Below are 13436 nucleotides of genomic sequence, written 5' to 3'. Positions count from 1 at the left end.
CTCCCAAGGAGTGGACGTGCGGCCGAATCGGGTATACTCCCGCTCTTTGAATCGCAGCCCAGCACAGGTGAAATTTGTGAGCCAGCCTACGCCAGCCGTGCGTACCTTCCAAGACTTGATCCTCGCCCTCCAGCAATACTGGGCAGAACAAGGTTGCGTGGTACTTCAGCCCTACGATATGGAAGTAGGCGCCGGCACGTTCCACACTGCCACGTTTCTGCGCGCCGTAGGCCCGGAAACCTGGAACGCCGCTTACGTACAGCCAAGCCGTCGCCCGACTGACGGCCGCTACGGCGAAAACCCGAACCGCCTGCAGCATTACTATCAGTTCCAGGTGATTCTCAAGCCCAACCCGGACAACTTCCAGGAACTGTACCTGGGTTCGCTCAAGCACATCGGCCTCGATCCGCTGGTGCACGACGTACGTTTCGTCGAAGACAACTGGGAATCGCCGACGCTGGGCGCCTGGGGTCTGGGCTGGGAGATCTGGCTCAACGGTATGGAAGTCTCGCAGTTCACCTACTTCCAACAGGTCGGCGGCCTGGAGTGCTACCCGGTTACCGGCGAAATCACTTACGGCCTTGAGCGTCTGGCCATGTACCAGCAAGGCGTGGACTCAGTCTACGATCTGGTCTGGGCTGACGGCCCGTTCGGCAAAGTGACTTACGGCGACGTGTTCCATCAAAACGAGGTGGAACAGTCGACCTACAACTTCGAACACGCCAACGTCGACAAACTGTTCGAACTGTTCGATTTCTACGAGAGCGAAGCCGCACGTCTGATCGAGCTGGAGCTGCCGTTGCCGGGCTATGAAATGGTCCTCAAGGCCTCGCACACCTTCAACCTGCTGGATGCCCGCCGCGCGATTTCCGTGACCGCGCGTCAGCAATACATCCTGCGCGTACGCACGCTGGCCCGCTCGGTGGCTCAGGCCTACCTGCAGGCCCGCGCCCGTCTCGGTTTCCCGATGGCGCCGCCCGATCTACGCGATGAAGTGTTGGCCAAGCTGGAGGCAGCGCAATGAGTGCTCAAGATTTTCTGGTTGAACTGGGCACTGAAGAACTGCCACCCAAGACCCTCGTTTCCCTGGCAGATGCATTTCTGGCCGGTATTGAAAAAGGCCTGTCGGGCGCAGGTCTGACCTACAGCGCCAAACAGGTCTACGCCGCACCGCGTCGCCTGGCCGTGCTGATCACCGCGCTGGCCACGCAACAACCGGATCGCAGCGTCAACCTCGACGGCCCGCCGCGTCAGGCAGCGTTCGATGCGGACGGCAACCCGACGCAGGCAGCACTGGGCTTTGCCAAGAAGTGCGGCGTCGATCTGAGCGAAATCGATCAGAGCGGCCCGAAACTGCGCTACAGCCAGACCATCCTCGGCAAGCCGACCACGTCGCTGCTGCCGACTATCGTCGAAGACTCGCTGAACGACCTGCCGATTGCCAAGCGCATGCGCTGGGGTGCCCGCAAGGAAGAGTTCGTGCGTCCGACCCAGTGGCTGGTGATGCTGTTCGGTGATCAGGTGGTTGACTGCACGATCCTCGCCCAGAGCGCGGGTCGTCATTCTCGTGGTCATCGCTTCCATCACCCGCAAGACGTGCGTATTTCTTCGCCTGCCGGTTACCTCAGCGACCTGCGCGCCGCGCATGTACTGGCCGACTTCAACGAACGTCGCCAGATCATCAGCAAGCGCGTCGACGAGCTGGCCACCCAACAGGAAGGTACTGCCATCGTACCGCCAAGCCTGCTTGATGAAGTAGCCGGGCTGGTCGAGTGGCCGGTTCCGCTGGTGTGCTCTTTTGAAGAACGTTTCCTGGAAGTACCTCAGGAAGCGCTGATTACTACCATGCAGGACAACCAGAAATACTTCTGCCTGCTGGATGCCGAAGGCAAGTTGCTGCCGCGCTTTATCACCGTGGCCAACATCGAGAGCAAAGACCCGGCGCAAATCGTTGCCGGTAACGAGAAGGTGGTTCGTCCACGCCTGACTGATGCCGAGTTCTTCTTCAAGCAGGACAAAAAGCAGAAGTTGGAAACCTTCAACGATCGTCTGAAAAACGTCGTGTTCCAGGCACAATTGGGTAGCGTGTTCGACAAAGCCGAGCGCGTCTCGAAACTGGCTGCCTACATCGCCCCGCGCATCGGCGGCGACGCCCAGCGTGCGGCACGGGCTGGCCTGCTGTCCAAGTGCGACCTGTCGAGCGAGATGGTCGGCGAGTTCCCGGAAATGCAGGGCATTGCCGGTTACTACTACGCCAAGGCTGACGGCGAACCTGAAGATGTTGCGCTGGCGCTCAACGAGCAGTACATGCCACGTGGCGCGGGCGCCGAACTGCCGACAACGCTGACTGGCGCTGCGGTGGCCATCGCCGACAAACTCGACACGCTGGTCGGTATCTTCGGTATCGGCATGCTGCCCACCGGCAGCAAAGACCCCTATGCGCTGCGTCGTGCTGCGTTGGGTATCCTGCGTATTCTGATCGAGAAGAAGCTCGACCTGAACCTGGTCGAAACGGTGAAATTCGCAGTCACGCAGTTTGGCGCGAAGATCAAGCCTGCCGGTCTGGCGGAGCAGGTACTCGACTTCATCTTCGACCGTCTGCGTGCGCGTTATGAAGACGAAGGCGTCGATGTGGCTGTGTACCTCTCGGTACGTGCGCTGCAACCTGCTTCGGCGCTGGATTTCGATCAGCGTGTTCAGGCGGTCCAGGCTTTCCGCAAACTGCCACAGGCCGCTGCACTGGCCGCGGTGAACAAGCGCGTATCGAACCTGTTGAGCAAGGCCGAGGGCAGTATTGCCCAGACCGTCGAGCCCAAGTATTTCGACAACGCCAACGAGTTTTCGCTGTACTCGGCTATTCAGCAGGCTGACCACGCGGTCCAGCCGATGGCTGCCGAGCGTCAATACAGCGAATCGCTGGCGCGTCTGGCGATGCTGCGTGAGCCGGTCGATGCATTCTTCGAAGCGGTAATGGTCAACGCGGAAGACGCCAATGTGCGCGCCAACCGTTATGCCTTGTTGTCGCGTTTGCGCGGCCTGTTCCTTGGCGTTGCCGATATCTCGCTGCTGGGCTGAGAAGGAGTCGATGGTGAAACTGCTGATACTTGATCGAGACGGAGTCATCAACCATGACTCCGATGCTTACATAAAGTCAGTGAAGGAGTGGGTGCCCATTCCCGGCTCGATCAAGGCTATCGCAGATCTGAGCAAGGCCGGCTGGACGGTGGCCGTCGCCACCAACCAGTCGGGCATTGCCCGAGGTTATTATGATCTGGCCACGCTGGACGCCATGCATGAGCGCTTGCGCAAGCTGGTGGCAGAGCAGGGTGGCGAGGTCGGTTTGATCGTCTACTGCCCGCATGGGCCAGACGATGGCTGTAGCTGCCGCAAGCCCAAACCCGGGATGCTGCAGGCCATCGTCACTCATTACGCAGTAGACCCCAAAAGTCTCTGGTTCGTGGGCGACAGTAAAGGTGACCTACAGGCCGCTTTGGCCGTCGATTCTCAGCCTGTGCTGGTGATGACCGGCAAAGGCCGCAAGACGATGGAAGGCGGAGTGCCGGCAGGCACGTTGATTTTTGACGATCTGGCGGCAGTTGCCGCAGAACTTATCCACAACAGCGTTCACTGAACAGTCAGCTCTTCAGGTTCAGGACGCTCAAGGAGCGGGCACCTGCCCGTACGGTAAACGTAACTATGTCGATCATGCAGGCAATCAGGACCTTCTTCTTCTACCTGTTGCTGGGCACCAGCTCGCTGTTGTGGTGCACGTTGAGTTTTTTCATTGCGCCTTTTCTGCCGTTCAAAGCCCGCTATCGCTTCATTAACGTCTATTGGTGCCGCTGCGCCATCTGGCTGACCAAGGTGTTTCTGAACATCCAGGTTGAAGTGACTGGCGCCGAAAACGTACCGAACCCCCCCTGCGTGATCATATCCAACCATCAGAGTACCTGGGAGACTTTCTTCCTGTCGGCGTACTTCGAGCCGATGAGCCAGGTCCTCAAGCGTGAATTGCTGTATGTGCCGTTCTTTGGCTGGGCGATGGCAATGCTGCGCCCGATCGCCATTGACCGCGAAAACCCGAAAGCCGCACTCAGGGAGATTGCCAAGAAGGGCGACGAGTTGCTCAAGGATGGCGTCTGGGTATTGATCTTCCCGGAGGGCACACGCGTGCCTTACGGCCAGGTCGGAAAATTCTCTCGCGGCGGTACTGCGTTGGCGGTAAACGCTGATCTGCCAGTCCTGCCTATCGCTCATAACGCTGGCAAATACTGGCCTCGAGATGGCTGGGCGAAAAAGCCAGGCACTATCCAGGTGGTGATTGGCGAACCGATGTACGCAGAGGGTACAGGCCCGCGCGCCATTGCTGCGTTGAATGACCGTGTGCAGGCCTGGAATGAGGAAGCACAGCGCGCGATGGGCTCGCCTGTTACACCAGCAGCAAGCCCTGAAAAAGTCCCGGCGTGATTTTGTGGATAACCTGTGTACGGTTTTTCTGAAATCCGTCAAAACCTTGGCTAACTCTTTAATTCGTATACATATTTTTTCGGGCTATAAAAACCGGAAAAACGTGCATAAGTTTTGGTGATGTATCAAAAACCGACCTGCAAAAGGTCGGTTTTTTATTGCTTGGGCTAACGCCCGAGGCGAAGCCGATTTCAGTCAGGCCAACGCACCGCTCCAATATTTCTGAAAGGGCAGCAGGGGAACATGTCCCGTTCAATCTGGCTGCAACGTTTCCTCAAATCCTCGCGCTTGGACCACTCTTATTGCTGCCATAACGCCTACCTTCAGGTAATCTTGCATTTTTGTAATGGAGTACGGCGATGAGCAATTTACCTTTTACAGCCAAAGGGTCTAACGGCGAGATTACATTCATCGGATCTGAGGTTCTAATTCGCCGCACAGGACTGTTTGGTGCACTGCGACAATTCTCAGGCATGGGCAAAGGTAACAAAGATATTCCAATATCAGCCATTTCAGCTATTCGCCTGGAGCCCGCCTCACTGCTTAATAAAGCTTTCTTCCAAGTGATCCACGCTGGTGATTTGGCTTTTCGCGGCGGTTCAACAAATATTGCAAACGATGACAATTCCGTATTCTTCGGCAAGGGCAGCAACGCGGATTTTGAGCAGATCAAGAAAATGATTCTCGAGGCAGTAGCAGCGTCGCACCAACCAGCCAAGACCTCGTCGGCTTCGACAGAGGACATCCCTGCAATGTTGAAAAAACTCTCCGACTTAAAGGACCAAGGCGTCCTGACCGAAGATGAGTTTCTGATAAAGAAAGCAGATCTGCTTTCACGGATGTAGACCGTAACGAGCCTATAGGTAGTGGACACCTGATTCCGGACACGACGTTAAATTTCCGCTAGGACTGAGCGGTTGCCTGGTCCGTTATTGAAAGGGCGTGGCCGGCTCCATTGATGCGTAAAATAGTCACTGATATCCCAAAACCATGGTGTTCCACGTGGAACACCAGTCGTAAGTTTTCTCAGCTCCAATGCGCGCACAGTTATCGCGGTGACTACGCCGATGTAAGCACAGCAGTCACTGTGGATCGCTCGTCGTTTCAATCAAAAATCTGCCACCTTACCCCAAGATGAGCCGTGGAAACGGTCTGGGTGATAGGGTTTAGGGTCAACGATAGGGGCGACACCACTGACAATGTCAGCGATCAGGTCACCTGCTCCTGGTCCAATACCGAAACCATGGCCGCTGAACCCGGCGGCCAGGACGAGGCCGGGCAGGCTGGCGATTTCACCGATCCCGGGCACACCATCAGGTGTGCTGTCGACATAACCAGCCCAGGCAGCAGTGACCGACGATTGCTTGAGAGCGGGGACCATCGCCACCGCACGCTTGTAGGTCAACTCCACCGCAGAGGCATCTACCTTTGGATCAAGTATGCGCATCTTCTCCATAGGTGTCGGCTGGTCGAGACGCCACTTGCCGCGACCCTCGTGGCCTGAGCGCAAGCCTTCCAGGCCTCCCGATACCAGGTTGCGCCAACGACGCTGAAACATGGGCAGGAACTGTGTAGCAAAACCAAATAACTGTGGCGTAGGATCAACCCTTCCACGGCCGCTGATTGCCAGCGTGTAGCTACCGTCATAGCGGCGAGTCATGGAGATATTTGAAGTATGCAACGCCGCCACCAACTCGTCGGTCGGCGGGGACACTGACATTACCGTCTGGCGAATAGTGGCTTGGGGAAAACTGATACCGTACTGGCGACAGAACGAAGAAGCCCACGCGCCTCCGGCAAGTACCGCGAGCCGGGTACGAATGGTGCCGTGCTCAGTGACCACAGCGGACAATCGCCCACCTTCGGTTTCAAGCCCCCGAGCGGCGCAACCTTGATGCACGGTGCCGCCCAGCGCCATGATCGCTCTCGCAACAGCTGGCGCTGCACGAGATGGATCGGCAGTACCATCCGTAGGCGCATAGACTCCGCCCTTCCATTGCTTGCCTGTAGCCTTGCCGCGTTCAGCGGCCTGCTGGGCGTTCAACATGTAAGTCTGGACACCTACAGTACGGGCAAATTCTCCCCAGCGCGCCCATCCCGCAAGTTCTTTCTCGTCGTTGCTCAAGTAAAGCAGGCCACAGCGGGTGAAGCCTGTCTGCTCGCCGCTCTGCTTGGCAAACTGCTCCCACAGGTCCAGGCTTTTGGTTGCCATCGGCAGCTCCCGGGCATCCCGATTCTGCTGCCGGCACCACCCCCAGTTACGACTCGATTGTTCGGCACCGATACGGCCTTTTTCAACCAGAGCGACCTTCATGCCGCGCAGTGCGAGGTAGTAGGCGGTGAAGCTGCCTATTATGCCTCCGCCAATGACAACTACATCTGCCTCCAAGGGAAGCTTGGGGGAGGTCTCGACGGGGATCAGAGGTGCGGGCATTTTTGCTATTCCTGCCAATATCGTAGTGATACGTGCAGCCTTGAGCGGCTGCGATATTGATCAGGTTAATCGCTCAGCGAAGTCATCTGCGCTGAAGTTCTCCGCGCAAACGTACGGATCGACTGTTTTGGCCACTATAAACGGCAGATTCATTCAACGTTCATCGTGGCCAAGTCCATAAGATCGTTGCGACACAGGATAGGCCTGAAAGACACTCAAATGAAAAAGGCCAACCCTGGGGTTGGCCTTATCAAGCCGAAATCACCTTGGCGGGATAACGGCTAGCTTTTCTGTGAAGCTACACGTCCATCAGAAGTCCAGGTTGGACACTGCCAGCGCATTGCTCTCGATGAAGTCACGACGTGGCTCGACCGCATCACCCATGAGGGTGTTGAAGATCTGGTCAGCGCCAATGGCGTCTTCGATGGTCACTTTCAGCATACGGCGCACACTTGGGTCCATCGTGGTTTCCCACAATTGGTCCGGGTTCATTTCACCCAGTCCTTTGTAGCGCTGGATGGTGTGGCGCTTGGTGCTTTCGGCCATCAACCAGGCGAGGGCTTCGTTGAACTCGGTGACAGGCTTCTTGCGCTCGCCACGTTGTACATAGGCACCTTCTTCCAGAAGTGTGCTGATCTGCAGTCCCAGAGCGGTAACGGTCTTGTAGTCATTGCTGCCGAAGAAGTCACGGTTGAAGGTGACGTAGTTCGACAGACCATGAGAGATCAGTTCTACCTCTGGTAGCCAGACGTTACGTTCACGGTCTTCACGCAGGCTGGCCTTGTAGACCAGACCCGATTTCTCGCCGGTGCGCAGACGCGCGTCGAACAGTGCCAGCCAGGCCTGCATGCCCTCGTGGTCGGACAGTTGCTCCAACGAGATCGGCGGCAGGTAGACGAAGTGTTCGGTCAGTTCCTGTGGATAAAGACGCGACAGACGCTTGAGAGTCTTCATGACCATGCGGAAGTCATTGACCAGTTTCTCCAGCGCAGTACCAGAGATGCCCGGTGCCGATTCGCTGAGGTGCAGGCTGGCGTCTTCGAGGGCCGATTGGGTCATGTACTCTTCCATGGCCTCGTCGTCCTTGATGTACTGCTCCTGCTTGCCTTTCTTCACCTTGTACAGCGGTGGCTGAGCGATGTAGATGTAGCCACGCTCGATCAGCTCAGGCAACTGACGGAAGAAGAAGGTGAGCAGCAGGGTGCGGATGTGCGAGCCGTCGACGTCAGCATCGGTCATGATGATGATGTTGTGATACCGCAACTTGTCGATGTTGTACTCTTCACGGCCGATGCCACAGCCCAGCGCGGTGATCAAAGTGCCCACTTCCTGGGAAGAGATCATCTTGTCGAAACGCGCTTTTTCAACGTTCAGGATCTTGCCCTTGAGTGGCAGGATCGCCTGGGTTCTGCGATTACGCCCCTGCTTGGCTGATCCGCCAGCAGAGTCCCCTTCCACCAGGTACAGTTCGGAGAGGGCAGGGTCCTTCTCCTGGCAGTCGGCAAGCTTGCCCGGCAAGCCAGCGATATCCAGCGCACCTTTGCGGCGAGTCATCTCGCGAGCCTTGCGCGCTGCTTCGCGGGCACGGGCTGCGTCGATCATCTTGCCAACGACGGCTTTGGCTTCGTTCGGGTTTTCCAGCAGGAAGTCGGAGAAGTACTTGCCCATCTCCTGTTCCACGGCAGTTTTGACTTCAGAAGAAACCAGTTTGTCTTTAGTCTGCGAGCTGAATTTCGGGTCAGGTACTTTGACCGAAATGATCGCAGTCAAACCTTCACGCGCATCGTCGCCCGTGGTCGCGACCTTGTGCTTCTTGGCCAGACCTTCCTGCTCGATGTAGTTGTTCAGGTTACGCGTCAGTGCGGAACGGAAGCCCACCAAGTGAGTACCACCGTCACGCTGTGGAATGTTGTTGGTGAAGCACAACAGGTTCTCGTTGAAGCTGTCGTTCCACTGCAGGGCAATTTCGACACCGATTCCATCATCACGCTGGATGTTGAAGTGGAACACTTCGTTGACCGGCGTCTTGTTGGTGTTCAGGTATTCAACGAAGGCACGCAGACCGCCTTCGTATTTGAACAGCTCTTCCTTCCCGCTGCGCTCGTCTTTGAGGACAATGCCAACACCGGAGTTCAGGAACGACAGTTCACGAATTCGCTTGGCCAGGATGTCCCAGCTGAAGTGGATATTCTTGAACGTGTCAGCAGAAGGCTTGAAGTGGATCTGAGTACCGGTGGTATCACTTTCACCGACGATTTTCATCGGCTCCTGTGGAACACCATGCACGTAGGTCTGTTCCCAGATCTTGCCGCTACGACGAACCGTCAGCAGCAGAAGTTCCGAAAGGGCGTTAACAACCGATACACCTACACCGTGCAAGCCGCCGGATACTTTGTAGGAGTTGTCATCGAACTTACCGCCAGCGTGGAGCACGGTCATGATGACCTCGGCTGCCGACACGCCTTCTTCTTTATGCACGTCTACCGGAATACCGCGGCCGTTGTCGCGCACGGTGATAGATTCGTCTGGATGGATGATGATGCTGATGTCGTCGCAATGGCCTGCCAATGCTTCGTCGATCGAGTTATCAACCACCTCGAACACCATGTGGTGCAGACCGCTGCCATCGTCTGTATCACCGATGTACATTCCCGGACGCTTGCGTACGGCATCAAGTCCTTTCAGCACCTTAATGCTGGACGAGTCGTACGTTTGGTTTTCGCTCATGCAATCACTCCCGATGGTCGTGGGTCTGGGTGATACGGCCTTGTTCCACGTGGAACAAAGCGACTGGCGTTTCCGTCTGCCAGCCTTCCCTCAAAAATTCTTGATCTACACAGGTGATAAACACCTGGCAGCGTAATTCTTCCAGCAAGCGGCAAAGCGCGCGTCGATGGTTGTCATCCAGTTCGGAGGGCAAGTCATCCACCAGGTAAATACACTGGCCGCGACGGACCTGGCTGACCAGGTGTCCCTGAGCAATACGCAATGCGCAGACCACCAACTTTTGCTGACCGCGAGACAATATATCCACCGCGTTATGAGCGCCTAATCTAAGGCGCAGGTCAGCTCGTTGTGGTCCAGCCTGGGTGTGGCCCATTTGCTGATCACGATGCAGGGAAGAGGCGAGCACTGTACTCAGCTCTTTTTCCTTGTCCCATCCTCGGTAATAGCTCAGGGTCAAACCTTCAAGCTCAACAAGTTCGCTCAAAGTCTGTTCAAAAACGGGCTTCAATGCCTTGATATAGGCGCGACGAAATTCATCTATTTCGTCACTTGCCGAGCACAGCTCTCGGTCCCATGCCGCCTGTGAAGCGGCGTCAAGTGTACCATGCCGAAGCCACGAGTTTCGCTGCTTGAGGGCCTTCTGCAGGCGCTGCCAAGTGACCATGAATCGAGGTTCCACGTGGAACACTCCCCAATCCAAAAACTGCCTGCGTATCTTCGGGGCACCTTCCAGCAATCTGAAGCTGTCCGGATTGATCAGTTGCAGCGGCAATATTTCAGCAAGCTGAGCGGCACTTCTCGCATTTTGCCCGTCAATACGAATCTGGAATTCGCCTTGTCGGTCGCGTGATACTCCGAGATTGCTGTGACCACCTTGCGCAAGATCGACCTGTCCAAAGACGGTGCAAGAGGGCTGCTCGTACTGGATGACAGGAAGCAGGCGACTGCTACGAAACGAACGCGCGATCCCCAGCAGGTGGATGGCTTCCAGAACACTGGTTTTGCCACTGCCGTTTGCGCCGTAGAGGATATTGATACGCGGGGAGGGGGAGAGGGTCACCGGGTGCAGATTGCGCACCCCGGTGACCGAGACGCGACTAAGAGACATCTAGGTTGCGCTGGACATGAAGTTACAGACGCATCGGCATGACAACGTAGGCGGAATCGTCGTTATCCGACTCTTGCACCAAGGCGCTGCTATTGGAGTCCGACAGAATCAGGCGTACCTGCTCGGTCGTCATCACACCCAACACGTCGAGCAGGTAGCTCACGTTAAAACCTATCTCCAGCGAATCGCCGTTGTACTCGACGCTGATTTCTTCCTCTGCCTCTTCCTGCTCTGGGTTATTGGCCTGAATTTTCAATTGACCATTGGCCAATTGCAGGCGGATACCGCGGTACTTCTCGTTGGACAGAATTGCGGTGCGACTGAACGCTTCGCGCAATGCCTGACGGTCACCCAACACCAGTTTGTCGCCGCCTTTAGGCAACACGCGCTCGTAATCCGGGAATTTGCCATCGACCAGTTTGGAAGTGAAAGTGAACTCGCCGGTAGTCGCGCGGATGTGATGCTGACCCAGAACGATGCTGACCATGCCGTCCTGCTCAGTCAGCAAGCGCGCCATCTCGAGAATACCTTTGCGCGGGACGATCACCTGATGACGATCGGCATGTTCGATATCGGCAGACATCGAGCACATCGCCAGGCGGTGACCATCAGTGGCGACGGCGCGCAAAATACCGGCACTCACTTCAAGCAGCATGCCGTTGAGGTAGTAGCGAACATCCTGCTGGGCCATCGCAAAGCTGGTGCGTTCAATCAGGCGGCGCAACTTGCTCTGCACCAGATTGAAGGTCAACGAGCCCGGGCCTTCTTCCACCGTCGGGAAATCATTGGCAGGCAACGTGGACAGAGTAAAACGGCTACGACCTGCCTTGACGATCAGCTTGGAGTCATCGAGTTTGACATCGATCAGCGCGTCATTGGAAAGGCTTTTGCAAATGTCCATGAGCTTGCGCGCAGGAACCGTGATTTCTCCAGGTTCAGCGGGCTCTTCCAGCTGAACGCGGCCAACCAGTTCGACTTCCAGATCCGTACCGGTCAGCGACAGTTGCTGACCTTCGACGACCAGAAGCACATTGGAAAGAACCGGCAAGGTCTGGCGGCGTTCTACCACGCCGGCGACCAATTGCAGGGGTTTCAACAGGGCTTCGCGTTGAATGGTGAAATGCATGGTCTAGTCCCTTGCCTTAATAAGCTGCACTGGCGTTATCACGTAGTCAGAGTGCGCAGCAGGTTCTTGTAGTCCTCGCGGATATCCGCATCGGATTCCTTGAGCTCGTTGATCTTTCTGCAGGCGTGCAAGACAGTCGTATGGTCCCGACCACCAAATACGTCACCGATTTCCGGAAGACTGTGGTTGGTGAGTTCCTTGGAAAGCGCCATTGCAACCTGGCGAGGCCGGGCAACAGAACGGGAACGACGCTTGGACAGCAGATCGGAGATCTTAATCTTGTAGTACTCGGCGACAGTACGCTGAATGTTATCCACACTCACCAGCTTGTCCTGCAACGCCAGCAAATCTTTCAGCGATTCGCGAATGAGTTCGATGGTGATGTCGCGGCCCATGAAGTGCGAGTGAGCGATGACACGCTTGAGCGCGCCCTCCAGCTCTCGAACGTTGGAGCGAATCCGCTGGGCAATGAAGAACGCAGCGTCATGAGGCAGATCGACCTTGGCCTGATCCGCTTTCTTCATGAGGATAGCCACACGGGTTTCCAGCTCCGGAGGCTCGACAGCAACTGTCAGACCCCAGCCGAAACGCGACTTGAGTCGTTCTTCAAGGCCTTCGATTTCTTTCGGATAGCGGTCGCTGGTCAGAATGACCTGTTGCCCGCCCTCCAGCAGCGCGTTGAACGTGTGGAAAAACTCTTCCTGTGAACGTTCCTTGCGAGCAAAAAATTGAATGTCATCGATCAGCAATGCATCGACTGAACGGTAAAAGCGCTTGAACTCGTTGATTGCATTGAGCTGCAAGGCCTTGACCATGTCTGCGACGAAGCGCTCCGAGTGCAGGTAGACAACCTTGGCGTTCGGATTCTTCTTTAGCAGGTGGTTACCCACAGCATGCATCAAGTGAGTTTTACCAAGACCTACACCACCATAAAGGAACAGCGGGTTATAGCCGTGCTTGGGATTATCGGCAACCTGCCAGGCTGCAGCGCGTGCCAGCTGGTTGGATTTACCCTCGACAAAATTCTCGAACGTGAACGTGCGGTTCAGGTAACTGGTGTGCTTGAGCGCGCCTTCGACCTGCACGGTACGTTGCTCCGCACGAGCGGGCGCCTGTTGCGAGCTGGCACCAGCCATTGGGTCGAAGCTGTCGCGTGAAGGCTCGTCGTGTGCTGCAACGTTCTGAACCGGTGCAGGCACCGCGACAGGAGCAGCCGGAGTAGCCATGGCGGGTGCAGACGACGAGACGCTGCTGACCGAATTGGCAGACAGCGCCTGGGACGCCGCGGCAGCTAATGGCGCATTCGGAGCGGCACGTGGTGCAGAGCTGCGCTTGCTTCCTATTAATAAGGAAAGGGCAGGTGCCATGCCTTGACCATGCTCGCCAAGAAGCTCCAGCAAACGGCCGAGGTATTTTTCGTTGACCCAATCGAGAACAAAACGATTCGGTGCGTACACACGCAACTCGTCGCCTTCGGCTTCGACCTGTAGCGGACGGATCCAAGTGTTGAATTGCTGGGCAGGCAGCTCATCGCGCAAAAGCTCCACGCACTGCTGCCAAAGTTCCACTGACAC

At 56.5% G+C, this 13436-nt stretch carries 10 protein-coding genes; 5 read left to right on the top strand and 5 right to left on the bottom strand.

Features of this window, described 5'->3' with window-relative positions:
- Positions 1–76: 76 nt before the first annotated feature.
- From glyQ to AC4ANE_RS00030, 5 genes are all read left to right on the top strand, one after another.
- A complete protein-coding gene (gene glyQ, locus AC4ANE_RS00050) occupies positions 77–1024 on the top strand; it encodes a glycine--tRNA ligase subunit alpha (protein ID WP_002551326.1) in 948 nt (315 codons plus the stop codon).
- Positions 1021–3075, top strand: a complete 2055-nt coding sequence (gene glyS / locus AC4ANE_RS00045; protein WP_002551325.1) for a glycine--tRNA ligase subunit beta — start codon at positions 1021–1023, stop codon at positions 3073–3075. Before glyQ ends, glyS begins: the two co-directional genes overlap by 4 nt.
- A gap of 10 nt (positions 3076–3085) precedes the next feature.
- Positions 3086–3631, top strand: coding sequence for a D-glycero-beta-D-manno-heptose 1,7-bisphosphate 7-phosphatase (gene gmhB / locus AC4ANE_RS00040; RefSeq protein WP_002551324.1), 546 nt, complete (start codon positions 3086–3088; stop codon positions 3629–3631).
- A gap of 65 nt (positions 3632–3696) precedes the next feature.
- Entirely contained in the window at positions 3697–4467 is a 771-nt protein-coding gene (locus AC4ANE_RS00035; protein WP_002551323.1) for a lysophospholipid acyltransferase family protein, read from the top strand.
- A gap of 359 nt (positions 4468–4826) precedes the next feature.
- Positions 4827–5312 (top strand): SHOCT domain-containing protein, encoded by a 486-nt coding sequence (locus AC4ANE_RS00030; RefSeq protein WP_031596765.1) that lies wholly within the window; start codon positions 4827–4829, stop codon positions 5310–5312.
- A gap of 263 nt (positions 5313–5575) precedes the next feature.
- Here the strand turns inward: AC4ANE_RS00030 and AC4ANE_RS00025 are convergent, their stop codons facing one another.
- From AC4ANE_RS00025 to dnaA, 5 genes are all read right to left on the bottom strand, one after another.
- The gene (locus AC4ANE_RS00025; protein ID WP_031596763.1) at positions 5576–6901 is read right to left on the bottom strand and encodes an NAD(P)/FAD-dependent oxidoreductase; all 1326 of its coding nucleotides are present in this window, start codon (positions 6899–6901) and stop codon (positions 5576–5578) included.
- 309 nt (positions 6902–7210) lie between these two features.
- Positions 7211–9628: a DNA topoisomerase (ATP-hydrolyzing) subunit B gene (gyrB, locus tag AC4ANE_RS00020; protein ID WP_002551319.1), complete on the bottom strand. Its 2418-nt coding sequence runs from the start codon at positions 9626–9628 to the stop codon at positions 7211–7213.
- Positions 9629–9632: 4 nt separating this feature from the next.
- On the bottom strand, positions 9633–10736 hold the full coding sequence (recF, locus tag AC4ANE_RS00015) for a DNA replication/repair protein RecF (RefSeq protein ID WP_002551318.1): 1104 nt from the start codon (positions 10734–10736) through the stop codon (positions 9633–9635).
- Between the two features lie 22 nt (positions 10737–10758).
- On the bottom strand, positions 10759–11862 hold the full coding sequence (dnaN, locus tag AC4ANE_RS00010) for a DNA polymerase III subunit beta (RefSeq protein WP_002551317.1): 1104 nt from the start codon (positions 11860–11862) through the stop codon (positions 10759–10761).
- A 38-nt stretch (positions 11863–11900) separates the two neighbouring features.
- A complete protein-coding gene (gene dnaA, locus AC4ANE_RS00005) occupies positions 11901–13436 on the bottom strand; it encodes a chromosomal replication initiator protein DnaA (protein WP_002551316.1) in 1536 nt (511 codons plus the stop codon).

Source organism: Pseudomonas sp. Pme6b (genome assembly GCF_058129925.1).
Note: the sequence above shows the minus strand (reverse complement) of the source record. Positions and strands in the feature narration are given on the sequence as shown.